This window comes from Neisseria sp. GT4A_CT1 (assembly GCF_000227275.1).
Classification (GTDB): domain Bacteria; phylum Pseudomonadota; class Gammaproteobacteria; order Burkholderiales; family Neisseriaceae; genus Neisseria.
Genome location: NZ_JH164965.1, coordinates 347,794 through 369,170, shown reverse-complemented (window position 1 = coordinate 369,170; position 21,377 = coordinate 347,794). Strand labels below are relative to the sequence as shown.

The window sequence follows — 21,377 nt, the reverse complement described above, 5'->3', positions numbered from 1 at the left end:
AGCCTATAATTATAAGCATTAGCCATATTTTAAGGTCGTCTGAAAACGTAAATATCCATTTTCAGACGACCTTCATTAACAGAAAGAACAAATCATGCGTCCATTAAATGCCCGAATCCGCTTGGACAATCTGCGCCACAATTATCAAACCCTGAAACAGATTCACGGCGGCAAGATGCTCGCCGTCATCAAAGCGGACGCTTACGGACACGGCGCGGTACGGTGCGCCCACGCATTGTCCGACCTTGCCGACGGGTTTGCCGTTGCCACCGTGGACGAAGCCGTCGAATTGCGTGAGAGCGGCATTACCAATCCCATCGTATTGCTCGAAGGCGTGTTTGAAGCGTCGGAATACGCTACCGTCGATAAATACAATTTGTGGCCGGGCGTCGGCAGCCAATGGCAACTCGAAGCTTTAATCGCCCATCATTGGCAGCACCCCGTCAAAGTCTGGCTCAAAATGGATTCCGGTATGCACCGTGCCGGCTTCTTCCCGAACAATTACACTTCCGCCTACACCGCCCTGAAACAATGCAAACACGTTGACGGCATCGTCAAATTCAGCCATTTCGCCTGCGCCGACGACCCCGACAACGGCATGACCGAAATGCAGCTCGAAGCCTTTGATTTAGCGTGTGAAGGTTTGGAAGGCGAAGAAAGCCTCGCCAACTCCGCTGCCATTCTGAATGTCCCCGAAGCGCGCCGCGACTGGGGTCGTGCCGGACTGGCGCTTTACGGCATTTCTCCGTTCGGCGGCGTGGACGAACGCCTGAAACCCGTCATGCGCCTGACTTCCCGCGTATTCGGCGAACGCGTCCTGCAACCTCATTCTCCTATCGGCTACGGCGCAACGTTTTACACCAGCAAATCCACCCGTGTCGGCCTGATTGCCTGCGGCTACGCCGACGGTTATCCGCGCCGCGCCTCGACCAATTCGCCTGTTGCCGTCGAAGGCAAACGCAGCCGAATTATCGGCAGGGTGTCTATGGACATGATTACCGTCGAACTCGATGCTTCCCAAGAAGGTTTGGGTGCCGAAGTCGAATTGTGGGGCGATGTCGTCAACATCAACGAAGTCGCCGAAGCTGCCGGTATGATTCCGTATGAAATTTTTTGCAACGTCAAACGCGCGAAGTTTACATATTCAGAATAAGACAAGATTGTTTTTGTTTAAAGGTCGTCTGAAATCATGGTATTGGGTTTCAGACGACCTTTTGGTTTTTATAGTGGATTAACTTTAAACCAGTACGGCGTTGCCTTGCCTTAGCTCAAAGAGAACGATTCTCTAAGGTGCTGAAGCACCAAGTGAATCGGTTCCGTACTATCTGTACTGTCTGCGGCTTCGTCGCCTTGTCCTGATTTAAATTTAATCCACTATAAGGCAGGATGTCGGATACGTTTTGCTTTTAAATGGAAATGCCGCATCCCAAGAGGTCGTCTGAAAACATCACATCAAGCAAAAAACAAAAAAAGCGCGAATCGTAAGGTTCGCGCTTTTTTCAGACGGCCTCAATTATTTCTTGTCGTCTTTTACTTCTTCAAAGTCGGCATCTACCACGTCGTCGTCTTTCTTGGCGGAAGACGGTTCGGCTTGTGCGCTTTCGCCTGCTTGGGCTTCGGCTTGCGCTTGTGCGTAAACCATTTCGCCCAGTTTTTGACTGGCTGCGCCCAATGCTTCGGCTTTGGCATCGATGGCGGCTTTGTCGTCGCCTTTTACAGCTTCTTCGGCTTCTTTCAGCGCGGCTTCGATTTTTTCTTTCTCGGCTGCGTCGAGTTTGTCGCCGTAGTCGGCCAAAGATTTTTTCACGGAGTGAATCAGGGCTTCGGCTTGGTTGCGGGAAGCGACCAATTCAGTCAGTTTTTTATCTTCCTCGGCGTTGGCTTCTGCATCTTTCACCATGCGTTCGATTTCTTCTTCGCTCAAACCTGAAGAACCTTGGATGGTGATGTTGGCAGCTTTGCCTGTGCCTTTGTCTTTGGCGGAAACGTGCAGGATACCGTTGGCGTCAATGTCGAAGGTTACTTCGATTTGCGGCATGCCGCGTGGTGCGGGTGCGATGTCGCCCAAGTTGAACTGACCCAAAGATTTGTTGGCGGAAGCGCGTTCGCGTTCGCCTTGCAGTACATGGATGGTTACTGCGCTTTGGTTGTCTTCGGCGGTAGAGAACACTTGCGACGCTTTAGTCGGGATGGTGGTGTTCTTCTGAATCAGCTTGGTCATCACGCCGCCCATGGTTTCGATACCCAAGGACAGAGGGGTTACGTCCAGCAGCAATACGTCGCTGCGGCCGCCACTCAATACTTCGCCTTGAATCGCTGCGCCTACGGCAACGGCTTCGTCAGGGTTCACGTCTTTACGCGGCTCTTTGCCGAAGAAGTCTCTTACGGCTTCTTGTACTTTCGGCATACGGGACTGACCGCCGACCAAAATCACGTCGTCGATGTCGCTGGTGCTCAAGCCGGCATCTTTCAATGCGGTGCGGCAAGGCTCGATAGAGCGGGCAATCAGGTCTTCAACCAGGCTTTCGAATTTGGCGCGGGTAATTTTCATTGCCAAGTGTTTCGGGCCGGTTGCGTCCATGGTGATGTACGGCAGGTTGATTTCGGTTTGCTGGCCGCTGGACAATTCGATTTTGGCTTTTTCGGCAGCCTCTTTCAGGCGTTGCAATGCCATCACGTCTTGTTTCAAATCAATGCCTTGGTCTTTTTTGAACTCGGCGATGATGTAGTCGATGAGGCGTTGGTCGAAGTCTTCACCACCCAAGAAGGTGTCGCCGTTGGTGGCCAATACTTCGAATTGTTTGTCGCCGTCGAGGTTGGCGATTTCGATGATGGAAATATCGAAGGTACCGCCGCCCAAGTCATATACGGCTACTTTGCGGTCTTTGTTGTCGCCTTTGTCCATACCGAATGCCAAAGCGGCTGCGGTCGGCTCGTTGATGATGCGTTTTACATCCAAACCGGCGATGCGGCCTGCGTCTTTGGTGGCTTGACGTTGGCTGTCGTTGAAATAGGCCGGAACGGTAATCACGGCTTCGGTTACTTTTTCGCCCAAATAAGATTCGGCGGCTTCTTTCATTTTACGCAGGACTTCTGCGGAAACTTGCGGTGGAGACAGCTCTTTGCCTTGCGCTTTCACCCATGCGTCGCCGTTGTTGGCTTTGATGATTTCGAAAGGCATGGATTCGATGTCGCGTTGGACTTCTTTGTCTTCAAATTTATGACCGATCAAACGTTTGACAGCGTAGATGGTGTTTTTAGCGTTGGTTACGGCTTGGCGTTTGGCCGGTGCGCCGACGAGGACTTCGCCGCCGTCCAGATAAGCGACGACAGACGGCGTAGTGCGTGCGCCTTCTGCGTTTTCAATAACTTTGGTTTGACCGTTTTCAGAGATGGATACACAAGAGTTGGTTGTACCTAAGTCGATACCGATTACTTTTGCCATATTGATGTTGCTCCTAAAAAGATTTTTCTAAATTAATAATTGTGTGGAACATTTTGTTCCGTTGACCTGTAAATAAGGTTGCCCGATATTTTTTCAAGGGTTTTGTTGAAATTTTTTTTATATAAAATTCAACAAACTAGACTATTTATCCACAGGATGGTATTTTGTTTTTCAGACGACCTTGTCTTTGTTTTCCGATTGAGCATCATCGGAATGATTTTCCAAAAGCGGGATTGGAGCTTGAGGGACGAGGAAGGGTCGTCTGAAAATTTTATGCTTGATAAACTTTATCAAGCGGTGCCTTCAGGATTCTTGTTTCGCCACGACAACCATTGCGGGACGTAATACGCGGTCGGACAGGGTGTAGCCTTTTTTCATGACGCTGACGATGGTGTTCGGCTCTTGCTCGCTGACGACCGCCTGCATTGCTTGATGTTGGTGCGGGTCGAGTTTGTCGCCGGGCTGCGGGTTGATTTCTTTGATGTGTGTGGCGTCAAACGCTTTTTGCAATTCGTTCAGCGTCATTTGCACGCCCATTTTCAGCGCGTCGAAATTACCGCTTTGGTCGAGCAGCGCCATTTCGAGATAGTCTTTGACCGGCAGCATTTCGGCGGCGAATTTTTGTCCGGCAAACTTGTGCGTATCGGCGATTTCCTGCTGATGGCGGCGGCGCAGGTTTTGCTCGTTTGCCAAGCCGCGCAGTTCGCTGTCTTTCAACTGTCCTTCCAACTCGGCGATACGCGCCTGCAATTCTTCGTAAGTCGGCGGTTCGGTAGCTTCGGGTTGTTCGGTTTTGGGGGCTTGGGCAGCTTCTGCGTTTGCCGCCTCTTCGGTTTCGTGTTGATATTGTTCGTGATGTTCGCTCATTTCATGCATCCTTTGGAATGGTTTGAATCGAATGCTACTTTATATAAGGTCGTTTGAAAAAACTTCAAGCACACGGAAACCATCATAAGCATATTCCGCAATGCGCTATCGCAAATCGTTGATAAAAGGTAAGATACACCGACACCATCCTATTTTCAGACGACCCCAACATGAAAAAAGACCACCTGAACACAACCGATTTCAACCTCTGGCACACCATCCGCGAAGAAACCGCAGCCGCAGCCGCAGCCGAACCGATGCTGGCGAGCTTTTTGCACCAAACTGTATTGCGCCACGATTCGCTCGATTCCGTCCTTGCCTACCACCTCTCCAGCAAACTCGGCAGCCCGATTATGGACGTGCGCGCCCTGTTTGAAATTTACCAGCAGGCATTGGGCAGCGACGCGCGCATCAGCAACTGCGTCGAAGCCGACTTGAAAGCCATTTACGAACGCGACCCCGCCTGCGACGAATATTCGCTGCCGCTTTTATATTTCAAAGGTTTCCACGCCATTCAGGCGCACCGCATCAACCACTGGCTCTATCAAAACGGCCGCAAAACGCTGGCGTATTTCCTGCAAAATCGTATGTCGGAAGTCTTCGGCGTCGATATTCACCCCGCCGCCCGTTTCGGTCATGGGCTGATGCTCGACCACGCCACCGGTTTTGTGGCGGGCGAAACCGCCGTGTTGGGCAACAATATTTCCATCCTGCACGGCGTAACGCTCGGCGGCTCGGGCAAGGAAGGAGGCGACCGCCATCCGAAAATCGGCGACGGCGTGATGATCGGCGCGAACGCTTCGATATTGGGCAACATCCGCATCGGCGACAATTCCAAAATCGGCGCAGGCAGCGTGGTCGTTGCGGACGTACCGTCGTCAATCACTGTCGTCGGCGTGCCTGCCAAACCGGTGGGGCGTTCGGTCAAAACCCCGTCGGCGGACATGGACCAGAGCTTGCAGGGAACGGCGATGGATTTTGTGATTTGAACTGAATCGCCTGATTAAGACCGCAGATATAGTGGATTAACTTTAAACCAGTACGGCGTTGCCTCGCCTTAGCTCAAAGAGAACGATTCTCTAAGGTGCTGAAGCACCAAGTGAATCAGTTCCGTACTATCTGTACTGTCTGCGGCTTTGTCGCCTTGTCCTGATTTAGTTAATCCACTATATAAAAAGGTCGTCTGAAAACCTGATGGATAAGGTTTTCAGACGACCTTTTTGATGGGAAGGGATTATTTGAAGATGTAGGAATCGGGCATTTCGTCGAAGCTGACGACGCGGCCGCCTTTTTCTTTGGCAAATTTCTCTGCTTGGGCTTTGTCGGCGAAGGGGAGGGCGTCTTCCGCACCCATGCCGCCGATGAAGCCGCTTTCGATGACGTAGTAGGCTTTTTTGCCGTCTATCCATGCGGTGTCGGCATTGGGTTTGCTCCAGTCTTTGACTTTGCCCATGTCGGTAACGTAGATGACGTGGATGCCTTTAGGCTCTTCGGGCAGCTTGGTGTAGCCGAACATCTGCTTGATGGTGGAGAACCAGACGGGGCGGTCGGGTTTGCCGTTGAGGTAGATTTGGGCTTTGGGGCCGTTGTGTTCGGTCAGGTTCATGCTGCAATAGTGCCCCACGGCGCGGTCGCTGATTTGCTGAGGCTCAGGCGGCGGGGTGTCATCCTCTTTAGGGCAGGCACTCAGGAGCAGGGCGGCGAGGAGCGCAGGTAAAATCTTTTTCATATTTGTCGCTTTCCAAAAATTCTTGCTGCCAAGATAAGGGGAATAATAACCCATAATATCTGCGCGGTCAGCAATACGGGCATGGTCAGGCTGATTTGTTCGCTCAAACCTGCCATGCCTGCGTACATGGCGGTGTTTTCGTAACCGGTCAGGTTGAGCAGGCGGTAGATGTCGGTGGGGTTGAAAAGGAGGACGGTTTCAACGACGGGGGCAGTAATTGTTTGCTGGGTATCGGCGACGAGGATGCCCAAAAGCGCCATGTCGAAGATGACGACGAAAAACAGCCAAACGCCGATGGCGATACCGGCGGCGGTGCCGCGTTCTTTGACTTTCGCGCTGATGAGGTAGCCCATGGACAGGAATGCCGCGCCCAAGATGACGCTGGCGGCAATCAGCAGGGCAAAGGGTTTCCATGCGGCGATGTCGAAGCTGCCGTTGGCGAGTTGGAGCGTGATGCCCGCAATTCCGTAGCCTGCGGTGGTGGCAAGGGCGAGGATGATGAGGTGTCCGATGAATTTTCCGGCAAGGATTTGGTTGCGGGAAACGGGGTAGCTCAACAGCAGCGCCATGGTGCCGCGTTCGATTTCGCCAATGAGGGAATCGTAGGAGAGGAGCATGGCGATGAGCGGGATCAGGAAGATGGACAGGCTGGAGAGGCTGACAACGGTTACAGTCAGCGGATCGACTTTAACCGAGCCTGTCGGCGAGCTGCCGAGGAAGCCCAATGAGAGGGCGAGGGCGGCAAGCAGGACGGAGGCGGCGAGTACCCAGCGGTTGCGCAGGCTGTCGCGGACTTCTTTTCCGGTGATAATCCAAACGGGGTTCATACGTCCTCCCTTTTTAAGAATTGTGCGTACATGTCGTCGAGTGTGGGTGTGTGGATGTCGAGGTAGGCGAGGTCGGACAGGTTGCCCAGTTCGCTGAGTAATGCCATGCGTTCTTCAGCCTGACATTGCGCCTGATAGCTGAGGTCGTCTGAAAGCGGCTGCCAGCGTCCGCTTAACGGACGCGGGGCTTTGAGTCGGATGTTGACGGTGAGGGGGAGTCCGCTTTGGACGTGCAGCTCGTCCATGCTGCCGTCGGCGACTTTGACACCGTTTTTCATGACGACGATGCGGTCGGCGTGGCCGTCAAGTTCGGCGAGGGCGTGGGTGCTGAGGAGGACGGTGGCGCCGCGTCCGTTGAGTTCGCGCACGACTTCGTAAAACATTTGGCGCGAGGCGGGGTCGAGGCCTGTGGTGGGTTCGTCAAACAGCAATACTTTGGGTTCGCCCAGCAGCGCTTGGGCGAGGGCGAGGCGTTGGCGCATGCCTTTGGAGTAGGTGCCGACGCGGCGGCGGGCGGCTTGGGAAATGCCGACGCGCTCGAGGAGTTCGTGGTTTTTGGTGAGCGGCTGTTTTTTGAGTTTGGCGTAGAAATTGAGGGTTTCGATGCCGCTGAGGGAAGGGTGTAGGGCGACGGTTTCGGGCAGGTAGCCGATTTGGCTACGCAACTGTGCGCCGGCTTTGCTGCCTGTGCGCTCACCCAGCAGCATGACTTCGCCTTCGGTGGGGGTAATCAGCCCGAGTATCAATTTGATGAGCGTGGACTTGCCTGCACCGTTGTGTCCGGCAAGACCGACACTTTCGCCTGCCTTCAAGACTAAATCGACTTGGTTGACGGCTTTTTGTGCGCCGAAGCGTTTGGTTACGTTTCTCAATTCGACATGGTGTGCGCTCATGAGTGCTTCCTTGTGTGGATTGGGTTTCAGACGACGTTCGGGTCGTCTGAAAAGGGCGTTCTTTGTATGGGGTCGTCTGAAAAAGGGGAGAGGGATTTCAGACGACGTTTGTTATGGGGCGGCGTTTTCGACTGTTGCCTGCGTTGCGGGTTGCACCGTATTTGCGGCGAATGCCCGTTGGTACGGCAATGAGGGGCAAAACCTTGCTGCGGCGGGGTTTTAAGGTCGTCTGAAAACTTTTCAGACGACCTTGCGGGGGCGTGTTTGCCGGTCCCGTTTAGTTCAATGAGCCGTTTTCGGCATCGCTCCATTCGGACTGATGGGTTTTGGCTTCTTGCAACAGTTGTTCTTTCATGGCCTCGTATTTGGTGGTGGTTTTGTTGCTGCCTGCCTTCATCAGCGGTTTGCTGTCGATCACGCCGCCGGGAAGGATGGCGGGGAACTGCGATTGCGCCCATTTGACGATGCTGATGGCGGGGCTGTTCATCAGGAGGCGGGAAACGGGCGCGCGCCAGATGATTTGGTCGATGATGCCGTTGGGACGGTACGCGCTGTCGCCGAAGCCGTCGCCGTCGAGGTCGAACGCGCTGTTGTCGCTCCAGTAGTTGCCGCGTCCGCCTTCGCCCCAGTCAAGAAAACGTGTGCTGACGTATTTAACTTGGCTTTCGTTGTTGATGAAGGCGTTGTCGGAAAGGGTGGTGCCTTCGATGGCGGCGGTGAAGTGGATGCCGATTTCGCAGTTTTCAAAATGGTTGGCGACGATTTTGTTGTAGTTGGCGTTGTAGGCAAAAACGCATTTGCCGGCTTTGTTGATGATGTTGTCGTGGATGTCGGAATAGTTGACGTAGTTGAGCATGATGCCTTGGTCGCGGCTGCCGACGGCGATGTTGCCGTACACGTTGAGGCGGTCGGAAAACATCAAAACGTAGCCCATGTTATTGCCGACGGAAATGTTGCCGCTGACTTCGCTGTCGTTGGTGTACATGTAGTGGACGGCGAAACGCAGGTCGCTGAAGCGGTTGTTTTTATAGGTGTTGTTTTTGCTGGTGTTGGAGAAAATGCCGTCGCGGCCTTTGGAAATGTCGTTGCTGACGACTTGCGCGCCGGGGGCGTTCCAGACGGTTACGCCGTTGCCGCGTTCGTTGACGCGCAGGGTGGAGTCGCCGACGATTTTGTTCTCGCGCACCATGGATTCGGCAGAACCGTGGATATACACGCCGACGGAGTTGTCGAGGATGTTGTTGTGTTCGATTAAGGCGCGGGGGGCGGTTTCTTCGAGGTAGATGCCGGCATCCATGGCGGGCAGGCTCATACCGGAACGGGTGACGGTTAGGTTGCGCAGGGTAACGTCGGGGGCGATGACGGCAATGGTGCGGCCGGTGCGGTCGCCTTCGATTTTGGCGGAGCGGTCGGCAGGGCCTTCGATGGTGATGGGTTTATCGATAAGCAGTTTGGTTTTGTAAGTGCCGGAGGCGAGCTTGAGCGTATCGCCTGCCTGCGCGCGCGCGATGACTTCGGGGAGGTTGTCGGTCGGGGAAACGTCGATGGTGGCTGCAAAGGTCGTCTGAATCATGCCGCCGAACATAAATGCCAGGACAGCGCGTCGCCATGTTTTGAATTGGGGTGTGTGCATGGAGTTCCTCTGATTCGTGCGGTGTGCGTCGGCACGGTAATGCCTGCCTGTGAGGGCCGTGTTTTTGTTTTATAGCGGAACAGTCTGTTGCGTCCAAACGGTTCTGCTATAAAAGGTCGTCTGAAAACGAGGGCAGCGGGTTTCGCTAAGACCTGAAAGTTTTTTCAGACGACCTTTCCGTTAAGTCAGTGATAAACCGTCAAACCCGATTATCGGGGTTTAACGATCATTTGACCGGACATTTCCATGTGCAGGGCGTGGCAGAACCATTGGCAGTAGTACCAGTGTACGCCCGGACGGACGGCTTTGAAGGTTACCGATTGGGTAGCTTGCGGGCCGATTTCCATGGCGATGCCGTAGCCTTCCAAAGTGAAGCCGTGGGTCAAGTCTTCGATGGTTTCGACGTTGGTCACATATACGGTTACTTCGTCGCCTTGGTTGACTTCGAATTGCGGGATGCTGTACGCAGGCGCAACGGCAGTCATGTATACGCGGACTTTATTGCCCTCGCGGATGACTTTGGCGGCTTTTTCCAGCTCGACACCGTCTTTTTTCGCCTGTTCCACAGCATCTTGCCAGAACCATGGGTCTTTGCGGTCCCAGGTTTTTTCGGGTTGACTTTGGAAGCGGCAACCAGACACAGGTCATGCGGTTCGGCAAAGGTCGGGTTGTCGTGTACCAGGCGCATTTCGTCGCCGGAAATGTCGATCAACTGGTCGCATTCCGGTTTTAGCGGGCCGGCGTTGAGGAAGCGGTCTTTGGAGAATTTGTTCAAAGATACCAGCCATTTGCCGTCGGCTTCCTTGGTTTCGCCCATGGTCGTATGGTTGTGACCGGGTTGGTAGTGGACGTCGAGTTTTTGTTTGATCGGATCCACTTTTTCGCCTTTGTAGGCTTTGATGGCGTCGTCGATGTTCCATTTGACCATTTGGCTGTCGATAAACAGCGTAGTGTAGGCGTTGCCGCGGCCGTCAAACGCGGTGTGTAAAGGACCGAGACCCAGTTGGGGTTCGGCGACAACCACGTCGCGCTCTTTGATTTTGCCGGCGAACAAATCGTCCAGTTTGCTGACGTCCAATACGGTAACGGTCGGAGACAGTTTGCCGTTGAGCATGATGTATTTGCCATCAGGGGAAGCGTTACAGCCGTGCGGAGAGTTCGGCACGGGGATGTAGCGGGTGTAAGGGGAATTGGCTTCTGCGCGGCCGTCCAGCATTTTCACGCCGTTGACTTCTTTGAAGTCGCCTTTTTTGATGCCTTCTTCGATGGCGGCAAGATTGAAGACTACGCACCAGTCTTGCTCGTTGGAAGAAGCACCTTGTACGGTCAGGGCGCGTTCGGAGTTGTAGCAGGTGGAGAAGGAGTATTTGCCTTGGTAGTCGGCATCGCCGTTGTCCAAGTTGCCGTCCACCAATACTTGCCATGCGATGTCCATGGTTTCGCCGTCAATGGCGGTATAAACGGCATTCCAAGTTTTGGCGTCGTTCCAAGTACCCACACCGCTTACCGGTACGATGTGTTCGCCGTTGGCAAAGACATAGCCGGTTTTCGGATAACGTTGCGGACGCAGACCGTGTACACCGGAAACGTTAGGGATTTCGGTGATTTTGTCGGTTTTCATGAAGTCCAGGCGGACGCGGCAAACGCGGTTGTTTGCTTTGTCGTTAGCATACGCGTAGCGGCCGTCGTAAGTTTGGTCGGTAAACGACAAGTGAGGGTGGTGCAAGTCGCCGTTAGGGTAGCAGCGCAGGCCGCTGTCTTTCAGGAACTGGTTGGTTTCCGGCGTATTTTTTTCATTCAAAATACGCAGGCTCTCGTTGGTACGGCCCCAACCGGTCGCGCTGTCCATGTTGAATACGGGGATACGCATCAGTTCGCGCATGGAAGGTACGCCGATCAAGCGCATTTCGCCCGATTGGCCGCCGGAGAGGAAGCCGTAGTATTGGTCGAGTTCGCCCGGACCGACTTCGGAAGTCTGTTTGCCCGGTTCGGCAGAGGCATGGGACTCGGTTTTAGCGGCAGGCGCAGCACCTGAAGCGGCAGCTTTATCACCACCCTCTTTGGAACAGCCCGCCAAACCCAACAGACCGGCGCCGGCAATACCTGCGCCTGAAACGGCGGCAGTACCTAAGAATGAACGACGGCTTAAGCCGTTTTGTTCTAATTTTTCGTCTGACATACAACACTCCTTGGATAAAATTCGGCAGCCGGCGTTTTCAGACGACCTGCCGATTGAAAAAACGTATTTATGTTTATAAGTGTGGGTACGGTTGACCCGGTATTTCTTTAGGGTTTCAGATTATTCGCCGGCTTTAGGGGCGGTTTCTTTTTTCACAAACTGCACAACCTGCTCCCCAGGCTGCTGTTTTGCAGATGCGGTTTCGGGGTCGGCTTTTGCCGCCGCCTGTTTTTGTTTTTTCTTGTTGGTTGCCACAACTTGCGGGCAACGTGTGTCATGGTGATACATGACTTGGCAGTGCAGGCACTGGATACATTCGTTCGGATGGATGTCGCCTTCCGGTGCAATCGCCTGAACGGGGCATTCGTGCGTACAGATTTGGCAAGGGTTGCCGCACATTTTGTAGCGGCGAAGCCAGTCGAATACGCGGAAGCGGCCGGGTAGGGCGATGCCCGCGCCCAATGGGCACAGATAGCGGCAGAAGAAGCGTTCGATAAACAGGCCGGCAACCAAAAGGGTAACGGCAAACGCGACAAACCACCATTCGCGGACGAATTTCAAAATAATCGCCGTTTTAAAAGGTTCTACCTCTGCGAATTTTTCCGCCGTACCCAAATCGTACAGGGAAATTGCCAACAGTGCGAAGAAAATGACGTATTTAATCGCAGTCAGGCGCGTGTGCAGCAGGTGCGGCACGGTAATCTGTTTCACGCCCAATTTTTTGGCGATACGGTTGGTCAACTCTTGCAGCGAACCGAAGGGGCAGAGCCAGCCGCAGAATGTACCGCGGTTCCACAGCAGCATGGTTGCGGCGGTAAACAGCCACAGGATGAACACAATCGGATCCATCAGGAAGAAGTCCCAACGGAATTCGGTCAGGATGGCGGAGAACAGTGTCAGCGTATTGACGACCGACAGTTGCGCCTGAGCGTACCAACCGATATAGAACAGGGTAAATGTCAGGAATACCAGGCGGAAGCGGTCGTACCATTTCTCATAGCGGACAATCCAGTCTTGGAACAGGAAGACCAAAAGCAGGATGGTCAATGCGATGCCGACTACGGCGATTTGTCCCTGTTTCGCTTTCCACACCTGTTTCCAGAGTTGGTTGGACGCACCCTCGTTTGAAGAGGCTTCAGAGGCTTCTTCGGCTATGCCTTTGGTGTCTGAGGCTTGGTTGGCGGCAGGGGCGGCTGCCGGTTCGACTGGCGCGCTGATTTCGACAGGCGGTGCTTTCGGGTCATCGACATAGTAACCTTGAGGCAGCTCGTAATCCAAATCGGCGGTTACGAACGCTTTGTCGTTTACGCTCAGTACGCGTTGAACCATCAACTGCAAACGCCAAGGTTCGGCAGCATCGAATTCCACACCTTCGGGAATCGTAAACCAAGATACTTCTTTAAAGTGGGGCGCACCTTCGGCTGCCAAATCAACCAAGCGTTCGTGTTGCGCGTCGGTAAAGCGGAAGCTGTTTTCGCCTTGAATCATCTCGATACGGTCGAAAATACCGCCGCGGACATAGCCCGAACCTTTCCAAGAATAACGGCCTTCACCGGCAACCAAGACAGCTTGTTGACCGGGTTGCAGACGGTTTTGCAGGTTTTTCCAACCTTCCTCGCCCAACAGGCTTTTGCCGATGGAAGGCTGGCTGACTACGGCAGTATACAAATCGATAAAGGTATCGTCGCCTGCACCTTGTTCGGCGTGTTCGGCAACACCTGCTTTGCCGCCTTTTTCAAACAGCTTGTTGATTTCATCAACAGTAATGTGCAAATGGCCGATGGCTTTTTGTTCCAGCAGCGCATTCCAAGATTGGATGTCCTGTTTGTCAGGATTGACAGCGCGGCGAGGTCGGGTTTGAGCCGCAGGAGTGGTAGCCTGTTGCGTATCCGCAGCATTGGCGGAGGTCGTCTGAACGGCTTTGTCAGTGCCCAAACCATATTTGCCGGCAACAACTTTGAACGAACGCTGGATACTGTCGTTAATCACCATCAGCGTAACGGTCGCGCCGCTGATGATGTCCCCGGGGGCAACACCCGGAGTAGGTGGATTTTTAATAAAATTCAAACCGATATACTTATTGATGAATTTATCCACACGCGATTGCGGGATACCAATAAGCATAATCGGCTCATGGTGATCGACCAGCTTCGCACCGGCGATCGTTCCATCGTTGGCCAAAGCCATCATCGTATCAATCGGTTTGCTCGAATAGCCGCGTGTATTGACCACGTCCGTCGTGATATACACCAAACCCAACTGCTCGTCGCCCTTATAAACACGGGCAACCATAGGCTTGCCTTCAGGCTTACCATAACGGTCTGCACCCGGAAAAATTTCCGAAGGCTGGACTTTTGACAAAAAGTCAGGCAAACGCTCGGCGTAAGCGGGCAGTGTCGAAAACAATAGGACAAATACGGCAAACATCGCCAGCATCGTATTCAAGATGCCTGATGTGTGTTTCGTTTTTAGGCAGGACATGGCTGTTCCCGATTATTCGATACTCTAAACATTAACATTATATGAATCCATTATTTGCAATAATTTGACCTATGTCAAATTTACAAATCTTAAAACCTGGTTTTAACGGCAAGTAATACTTTGTGATTATGTGGAGATGGCTCTATTTTTGTTGCTAATGGAATAGAAAATCGGGTGATTAAATAATTTTGGGTTTTGTGGTGTATTAATATGTTTTCGATATAGGATGGCAATCGCAATCTGTACATGGCGCAGGTAATGCGGCACTGATTTGTTTTTCAAGTTGCGGTTTATTGAATATAGTGGATTAACTTTAAATCAGGACAAGGCGACGAAGCCGCAGACAGTACAGATAGTACGGAACCGATTCACTTGGTGCTTCAGCACCTTAGAGAATCGTTCTCTTTGAGCTAAGGCGAGGCAACGCCGTACTGGTTTAAAGTTAATCCACTATAATCTTTAAATTCGTTCGATAGCAGTAAAAAAGGTCGTCTGAAAACCAAATTTGATTTTCAGACGACCTTATATTTCCAACGCATCAAACGGCTATTTGCCTGCTTTCAACGATTGCCACAGGCGGACGCTCAGGCGGCTTGCATCTGTTGATTTGGGCGATACGATGAAACTTTTATCCATCAATTCCTTGGTCGGGAAGATAGACGCATCGCCGGTATATTTTGCGTCCATCAATGCGCGGGCAGGGCGGCTGGCGGGGGCGTAGGTAACGAAATTGCCGTTTTGCGCCGCGACTTCGGGATCGAGCGTGTGGTTGATGTATTTATGTGCATTGGCGGTGTTTTGGGCATCGCGCGGAATCATCAGGGAATCCACCCAGATGCCGACGCCGCTTTTGGGTGCTAACACTTCGATTTCGACGCCGTTCTTCGCTTCTTGTGCGCGTGTTTTGGCGATGTTCAAATCGCCGCCGTAACCGACTGAAACGCAAAGGTTGCCCGCCGCCATATCGTCAATATAGCCTGACGAAGTGAAGCGTTTGATGTCGGGACGCACTTTTTTCATCATGTTGACGGCGGCTTTGATGTCGTCGGGGTTTTCGGTATTCGGGTCTTTGCCCAAATAATGCAGCGCGAGCGGGATTTGTTCGATGGCGCTGTCAAAATAGCTGATACCGCAGGATTTCAGCTTTTTGGTGTATTCGGGATTGAACACCAAATCCCATTCGTTTTCGGGCAATTGCTCCGTCCCTAAGGCTTTTTGAACCAGTTCTCTGTTGATGGCGAGCGTGTTGATGCCCCAGAAATAAGGGACTGCGTATTGGTTGCCCGGATCGACTTTTGCCATCATGGCAAGCAGGTCGGCATCGATATTGGCGTAGTTCGGGATTTGGCTTTTGTCGATTTTTTGATACGCGCCGGCTTTGATTTGGCGTCCGACGTTGGCAATGGACGGTGCAACGAGGTCGTAACCGGATTTGCCGGTCAAAAGCTTGGCTTCGAGGGCTTCGTTGCTGTCGTAGTAGTCGTAGCGGACGTTGATATGCGTATTTTTTTCGAACGCTTCAAGCGTGGCGGGATCGACGTAGTCCGACCAGTTGTAGATATTGAGCTTGTCGGAGGCGGTATGGGAAGAAGGTGCGGAAGATTCTGCGGCGGTTTGTTGGCCGCCGCTACATGCAGTCAAGACGAGGCCGATGAGTGCCGCCGCCATTGAAATTTTTTCATGGTTACAGTCCTTTTGTGGAAGGGGGAATTGTTGCAGCGGCGGCAGTCAGTCAAGCGCAGACTGTCCGCATACAAAAGGTTAACTGTGGGGGCGGCCGGCATATGCCTCGGGCCCTTGATTCAGCAGGTTCGCATTAAACGGCAAAATCCCTGTCGGCGCAATAGTTTAGATGGGAAAATTTCTTCGTTTTTTCATTGCTTTCCGCTATGGTTTTCTTCATAAACAAAAAAATATTCAGACGACCCGAAAAGGTCGTCTGAAAAAAGTTGCACTTGCCTTATTTTCAATCTTGAGGCAAGGGAAAAATAGGGATTGTGCCAACAAAATTGCAGAAAGGATGAATATTAAAGATTCCTACGATATCGTGTTGTTGAAATGCAAATTATATTTGAAATAAATAATAATTTTTCTCAAGATAAAAAGAGTTGTCTAATAATCCATAAATCATTATGATTGAGTTTGGTATTTTTACTCAATTTTAAAATTCGAGGAGGACTCATGAAGAAAATATTGATTACTTTAACCGCAGCAGCCCTACCTTTTGCAGCATCCGCCGAAGTTGTCCTGTACGGACAAGTCAAAAGCACCATCACCTCCGGACAGGTGAAAATCAAGGGTAGTGAAGGTACGGAAAAAAGCGCGACCGCAACCCGTATCAATGACAATACCTCGCGAATCGGCTTCAAAGGCAATGAAAAACTTTCAGACGACCTCAAAGCCATCTGGCAAATTGAACAGCGCACTTCCATTTTAGGCGAATCCAACAGCCAGCGTTTCGGCAACCGCGATTCCTTCATCGGCTTGGAAGGCAAGTTCGGTAAGGTACGCGTCGGCAATATGAACAATATGCTCAACGAGATGGATACCATCGACCCTTGGTTGTACAAAACCAACGCGATGGGTTTGGGCATCAACACCCGCACCGGTGTGCGCACCACATCCGTGCGCTACGACAGCCCTTCGTTCGGCGGGTTCAAGTTCAATGCGTCCTACGCGCCGCGCGACAACCGCAATCCGGATGACAAATATAAGCACGAACAACCCAGCAAAGAGCAATATACCGCCGGTTTGACTTATGAAAACAGCGGTTTCACCACCAATCTTGCCTATGGCCATTACAAAGGCGCATACACCGACAAGAACGGTAAAACCAAAGCCGCGCAAATCGCTAAAATCGAGAGTTACTACGACAAAAACAACCTGTTCGTCGGCGTAGGCGCGCAATATACCAAAGGCCATGAAAGCGCAAATAAATATCTGGGTTACTTTACCGATGATTTCAATACGTACAAAGGCACTGACATTACTGCCGATGCCGGTAAAAATGAAGCCGTCAAAGTCGCCGATGCAGCCGTTACCGTGGGTTATACCTTCGGCAACCTGACCCCGCGCCTCACTTACGCCCACGGCTGGGCGGCAAAAGGTGTGAACAGTGGCGAGAAACTGGTCGATAAGTTCGACCAAGTTGTAGTTGGTACCTCCTACAAATTCAGCAAACGTACTTTGATGCTTGCTCATGCCGGCTATATGAAACTGGGCAGCAAAACCCGCCTGACGCCGACTCAAACAGGTTCTGTTGAACAAAAAGCCGTTTCTTTGGGCATGGTTCATAAGTTCTAATGAAGCGGTACGGATAGTCAGAAAATAGAAGAGGTCGTCTGAAAACCTTTATTTTGAGGTTTTCAGACGACCTTATTTATTTTGGTCTTGGTTTCCCTGCATTCCGTTTCCCGATAAAATACATGCTTTCGATTTTGACTCTATCTGCCATGCCGACCGACCTTCAAGCCATCAACCGCCTGCTGCCGCAAACTCAGTGCCGAGAATGCGGCTATCAAGGCTGCCTGCCTTATGCACAAGCTTTGCTGAATGAGGATGCGCCTGTTAATTTGTGCGCGCCTGGAGGAGAGGCGGTGATGGTGGATATTGCCGCCTTATTGGGTAAGCCGCGCGTTGCACCGGTCAAAACGCAGCCCAAAGCCGTCGCCTTGATAGACGAAGCCGCCTGTATCGGCTGTACCGCCTGCATCCGCGCTTGCCCTGTCGATGCGATTATGGGCGCAAGCAAGTTTATGCACACTGTAATCAGCGACGAATGCACAGGCTGCGGACTCTGCCTTCCGCCTTGTCCGGTGGACTGTATCGACATGATACCTTCCGAACAGGAATACCTCCCTGCCGCGCGCAGCCTGAGCCGCTCTTCCGAGGCGCGTTTCGCCGCTGCCGAACACGCGCAAAGCCGCTTTGATTGGCATACCGAACGCAAAGCGCGCGACGAGGCGGAACGCAAAGCCATGCTTGCCGAGCGCGAAGCCGCCGTTAAAGCCAAGCAGGCGCAAATTCAAGCCGAAACCCAAGCTGCCGCCAAACCTGCCTTCAATCCCATGGATTTGATTGCCAAAGCCATGGCGAAAGCCCAATCCCAACAAGACAAGCTGGTTGCATCCGACAACCGCGAAGCATTCAAAAACCGACAAATCGAAGAGGCCAAAGAGCGCGCCGAATTGCGCCGCGCCCAACGCGATGTCAAATATGGCAACGAAGAAGAAAAAGCCGCCGCGCTTGCCTATCTGCGCCGTTACAAAGCAGAGCAAGAGGCAGCCAAAGAAATACGGTGAGGCTGGTGGAGAGACTTTGAAGGTCGTCTGAAATGGGTTTTCAGACGACCTTTAAGCTAAATCAAGTATGGGATTGATGGGGCGTTGAGGAATAACAAGCAACACCTTTTCTGCGAATACCCCAGTTGCTTGAGATGCTTCTTAAACATGTTATTTCCCGTATACAAAATCCCATTTGCGCCAAAGTCAGGGGCTGTCCGGTATGAAAACAGGCTGCACAAAACTGTTTTGTATGGTAAAGTCTGCTTTTAATAACTCGGCGGTTTAAAGCCGTCATTCAGGGGCTGTTTGAATTTAAAATCAGATTTGTTGGAAACGCTGCATCGTTTGCGCGGCGTATTTCGAGAAGCGGGCTGTGTGTCCGTCTGGTTTTAAATTCAAGCAGCCCTTTGCGTTTACAAAAACAGATAGAAGGTAGATTCCCATGCAATCTTGGCAGCTTCCCGAACATGTTGCCGATGTGTTGCCGACCAACGCCCGACAGTTGGAAAGCGCGCGAGAGCAGTTGTTGACTTTGTTCCGAGTGAACGGTTACGAGCTGGTACAGCCTCCGCTGATGGAATACAGCCATTCCCTGCTGACGCACATTGACGCGGGTTTGTCTTTAAAAACCATTTTGGTGGTCGATCAGCTGAGCGGTCGGCAGTTGGGCATCCGCGCCGACATTACGCCGCAAGTGGCGCGTATCGATGCGCATCTTTTGTCCGCCAATCAAGGGATTAACCGATTGTGTTACGCAGGTCCTGTGTTGCACGCGCGGCCGGAAGGTTTGCTCAATATGCGCGAACCTTTGCAGGCGGGGGCGGAGATGTATGGTTTCGCCGACATACGGGCGGATATCGAACTGATTGACCTGATGCTCAAAAGCATGAAGATTGCCGATATGGGCGAGGTTTTGCTGTCGCTGGGCCATATCGGCGTATTCCGCGCTTTGTCCGATGCGGCGCATTTGGATGCGGAGCAGTCCTCAACGCTGCTTGCTTTGATGCAGGATAAAGATACCGAAGCGGTCGAGGCGCAGGTTAAGGCTTGGAAGTTGGACGGTATGTGGGCGAAAGCATTTTCGCTGCTGCCGCGTCTGTATGGTGGACGGGAAGTGTTGTCTGCGGCGCGCGAACGATTGCCGGATCTGTCGGCAGTCGGCAGCGCGTTGGACGAATTGCAGGCAGTGTGCGATGCCTTCCCGAATCAGAAAGTCCATATCGACTTATCCGAACTGCGCGTCGACAATTACCACACGGGCTTGCTGTATGCCGCATACGGTTCCAATTTCCATGACGCGGTCGCTCGGGGCGGGCGTTATGACGGGTTGGGCGAATATTTCGGCCGTGCGCGTCCGGCAACGGGATTCAGTTTCGACTTGCGCAGCTTTATCGGACGGTTGCCCGCCATTGAGCGGCAGCCCGTCGTGTTGGTTGATGCGGACGATGCCGAAGCGGCTCGCGAAGCAGTCGAAGCCTTGCGTGAACAAGGGCAGTGTGTCGTTGTCGACTACGGTATCGGACACAATGCTTCGGAAGAGGTGACAGGTCGTCTGAAAAAGGCGGACGGCGTTTGGCAGGTTGAGAAAATTTAAATACCCATTCATAGCGGATTAAAGGCAAATCAGGGCAGGGCGCAAAGCCGTCTTGGTTTGAAGTTGATTCACGATAATTTTTTAATATTAATAGGTTATATGGCTATGGCTAAAAATGTTGTAGTAATCGGCGCCCAGTGGGGCGATGAAGGCAAAGGTAAAATCGTCGACTGGCTGGCGGAAGAAACCAGCGGTGTCGTGCGTTTCCAAGGCGGCCACAATGCGGGTCATACTCTGGTCGTCGGCGGCAAGAAAACCATTTTGCGCCTAATTCCGAGCGGCATCCTGCATGAAAACTTGGATTGCTTCATCGGTTCAGGCGTTGTCGTATCCCCCGAAGCATTGTTGGGCGAAATCGACGAGTTGAACGCAGCAGGCGTGAAAAACGTTGAAGGTCGTCTGAAAATCGCGCCGACCTGTCCGCTGATCCTGCCTTACCACATCGCGCTTGACCAAGCCCGCGAAGCATCGCGCGGCAAAGGCAAAATCGGCACGACCGGTCGCGGCATCGGCCCAGCCTACGAAGACAAAGTGGCACGCCGCGCCATCCGCGTCGTCGATTTGCTGCATCCTGAAAAACTGCGTGAAAAACTGGATGCCGTCCTTGCCTATTACAATGTCCAACTGCAACATCTGCACAATGCCGAGCCGGTGAAAGCGGAAGACGTGATGGCGGTCATCGAAAAAGTTGCGCCGCGTATTACGCCTATGATTACCGATGTATCCCGTGTGTTGAACGAGAAAAACAAAAACGGCGAAAAACTGCTGTTTGAAGGCGCACAAGGTACGCTGTTGGACATCGATTACGGCACTTACCCCTTCGTTACCTCGTCCAACTGCTTGGCAGGAGCCGCTTCCGCAGGCGCGGGCGTAGGTCCGCAAATGCTGGATTATGTTTTAGGCATCGTCAAGGCCTATACCACGCGCGTCGGTTCAGGCCCGTTTCCGACTGAATTGTTCGACGAAGTAGGCGCAGGTTTGGCGGAACGCGGACACGAATTCGGCTCCGTAACCGGCCGCGCACGCCGTTGCGGTTGGTTTGATGCCGCTGCGTTGAAACGCTCCATCCAAGTCAACGGCATTTCCGGTATGTGTATCACCAAACTGGACGTGATGGACGGCATTGAAACCATCAATATCTGCGTTGGCTACGAATTGCCCGACGGCAGCAAAACCGACATCCTGCCTTGCGGTTCCGATGCGGTAGAAACCTGCAAGCCGATTTACGAAACCATGCCCGGCTGGAGCGAATCGACTGTCGGCGTGAAAAGCTACGACGCATTGCCTGCCAATGCCAAAGCATATTTGAAACGCATCGAAGAAGTCTGCGGTGCGCCGGTAGCCATCGTCTCTACCGGTCCTGACCGCGAAGAAACCATCGTTTTGCATCATCCGTTCGCATAATGGTTTGATTGTAAAAGGTCGTCTGAACACTTGGGTTTTCAG

Annotated in this window: 15 protein-coding genes and 2 pseudogenes; 8 read left to right on the top strand and 9 right to left on the bottom strand. The window is 52.5% G+C overall.

Annotation, left to right across the window (positions count from 1 at the left end; all coding sequences use genetic code 11):
* Positions 1-94 precede the first annotated feature (94 nt).
* The gene (alr, locus tag HMPREF1028_RS04365) at positions 95-1,153 is read left to right on the top strand and encodes an alanine racemase (RefSeq protein WP_009311596.1); all 1,059 of its coding nucleotides are present in this window, start codon (positions 95-97) and stop codon (positions 1,151-1,153) included.
* Between the two features lie 360 nt (positions 1,154-1,513).
* On the opposite strand, the gene dnaK is transcribed toward alr, so the two are convergent.
* On the bottom strand, positions 1,514-3,445 hold the full coding sequence (gene dnaK / locus HMPREF1028_RS04360; protein WP_009311595.1) for a molecular chaperone DnaK: 1,932 nt from the start codon (positions 3,443-3,445) through the stop codon (positions 1,514-1,516).
* A gap of 303 nt (positions 3,446-3,748) precedes the next feature.
* Positions 3,749-4,321: a nucleotide exchange factor GrpE gene (gene grpE, locus HMPREF1028_RS04355; RefSeq protein WP_003759046.1), complete on the bottom strand. Its 573-nt coding sequence runs from the start codon at positions 4,319-4,321 to the stop codon at positions 3,749-3,751.
* Between the two features lie 161 nt (positions 4,322-4,482).
* Between grpE and cysE the strand changes: the two genes are divergently transcribed.
* The gene (cysE, locus tag HMPREF1028_RS04350; protein WP_003759048.1) at positions 4,483-5,301 is read left to right on the top strand and encodes a serine O-acetyltransferase; all 819 of its coding nucleotides are present in this window, start codon (positions 4,483-4,485) and stop codon (positions 5,299-5,301) included.
* 245 nt (positions 5,302-5,546) lie between these two features.
* On the opposite strand, the gene HMPREF1028_RS04345 is transcribed toward cysE, so the two are convergent.
* The 3 genes from HMPREF1028_RS04345 to HMPREF1028_RS04335 are packed head-to-tail and all read right to left on the bottom strand — an operon-like array spanning position 5,547 to position 7,761.
* Positions 5,547-6,041 carry a nitrous oxide reductase accessory protein NosL gene (locus HMPREF1028_RS04345; protein WP_003759050.1) on the bottom strand — a complete coding sequence of 165 codons (495 nt, stop codon included), beginning with the start codon at positions 6,039-6,041 and terminating at the stop codon, positions 5,547-5,549.
* Entirely contained in the window at positions 6,038-6,868 is an 831-nt protein-coding gene (locus HMPREF1028_RS04340) for an ABC transporter permease (protein WP_003759052.1), read from the bottom strand. Before HMPREF1028_RS04340 ends, HMPREF1028_RS04345 begins: the two co-directional genes overlap by 4 nt.
* Complete coding sequence (locus tag HMPREF1028_RS04335; protein WP_009311593.1) at positions 6,865-7,761, bottom strand: ABC transporter ATP-binding protein; 897 nt, start codon at positions 7,759-7,761, stop codon at positions 6,865-6,867. The genes HMPREF1028_RS04340 and HMPREF1028_RS04335 overlap by 4 nt, the downstream gene beginning before the upstream one ends.
* Between HMPREF1028_RS04335 and HMPREF1028_RS14520 the strand changes: the two genes are divergently transcribed.
* The gene (locus HMPREF1028_RS14520; protein ID WP_148132501.1) at positions 7,760-7,984 is read left to right on the top strand and encodes a hypothetical protein; all 225 of its coding nucleotides are present in this window, start codon (positions 7,760-7,762) and stop codon (positions 7,982-7,984) included. The two genes, HMPREF1028_RS04335 and HMPREF1028_RS14520, sit on opposite strands and share 2 nt — an antisense overlap.
* 54 nt (positions 7,985-8,038) lie before the next feature.
* On the opposite strand, the gene HMPREF1028_RS04330 is transcribed toward HMPREF1028_RS14520, so the two are convergent.
* The 3 genes and pseudogenes from HMPREF1028_RS04330 to HMPREF1028_RS04320 form a co-directional block, all read right to left on the bottom strand.
* Positions 8,039-9,394 carry a nitrous oxide reductase family maturation protein NosD gene (locus tag HMPREF1028_RS04330; RefSeq protein ID WP_009311592.1) on the bottom strand — a complete coding sequence of 452 codons (1,356 nt, stop codon included), beginning with the start codon at positions 9,392-9,394 and terminating at the stop codon, positions 8,039-8,041.
* A gap of 209 nt (positions 9,395-9,603) precedes the next feature.
* Positions 9,604-11,573: pseudogene (gene nosZ, locus HMPREF1028_RS04325) on the bottom strand (TAT-dependent nitrous-oxide reductase).
* 120 nt (positions 11,574-11,693) lie between these two features.
* The gene (locus HMPREF1028_RS04320; RefSeq protein ID WP_198006977.1) at positions 11,694-14,009 is read right to left on the bottom strand and encodes a NosR/NirI family protein; all 2,316 of its coding nucleotides are present in this window, start codon (positions 14,007-14,009) and stop codon (positions 11,694-11,696) included.
* Between the two features lie 343 nt (positions 14,010-14,352).
* Between HMPREF1028_RS04320 and HMPREF1028_RS15375 the strand changes: the two are divergent.
* Positions 14,353-14,415: pseudogene (locus HMPREF1028_RS15375) on the top strand (transposase); the annotation flags it as partial.
* Positions 14,416-14,600: 185 nt separating this feature from the next.
* Here the strand turns inward: HMPREF1028_RS15375 and HMPREF1028_RS04315 are convergent.
* Positions 14,601-15,722, bottom strand: a complete 1,122-nt coding sequence (locus HMPREF1028_RS04315) for a polyamine ABC transporter substrate-binding protein (RefSeq protein ID WP_009311588.1) — start codon at positions 15,720-15,722, stop codon at positions 14,601-14,603.
* A 513-nt stretch (positions 15,723-16,235) separates the two neighbouring features.
* Between HMPREF1028_RS04315 and HMPREF1028_RS04305 the strand changes: the two genes are divergently transcribed.
* From HMPREF1028_RS04305 to HMPREF1028_RS04290, 4 genes are all read left to right on the top strand, one after another.
* Positions 16,236-17,357, top strand: a complete 1,122-nt coding sequence (locus HMPREF1028_RS04305; protein ID WP_009311587.1) for a porin — start codon at positions 16,236-16,238, stop codon at positions 17,355-17,357.
* 149 nt (positions 17,358-17,506) lie between these two features.
* The gene (locus HMPREF1028_RS04300; protein WP_009311586.1) at positions 17,507-18,355 is read left to right on the top strand and encodes an RnfABCDGE type electron transport complex subunit B; all 849 of its coding nucleotides are present in this window, start codon (positions 17,507-17,509) and stop codon (positions 18,353-18,355) included.
* Between the two features lie 424 nt (positions 18,356-18,779).
* Positions 18,780-19,931 carry an ATP phosphoribosyltransferase regulatory subunit gene (locus HMPREF1028_RS04295; RefSeq protein WP_009311585.1) on the top strand — a complete coding sequence of 384 codons (1,152 nt, stop codon included), beginning with the start codon at positions 18,780-18,782 and terminating at the stop codon, positions 19,929-19,931.
* A gap of 105 nt (positions 19,932-20,036) precedes the next feature.
* A complete protein-coding gene (locus HMPREF1028_RS04290) occupies positions 20,037-21,335 on the top strand; it encodes an adenylosuccinate synthase (protein WP_009311584.1) in 1,299 nt (432 codons plus the stop codon).
* Positions 21,336-21,377: the final 42 nt, after the last annotated feature.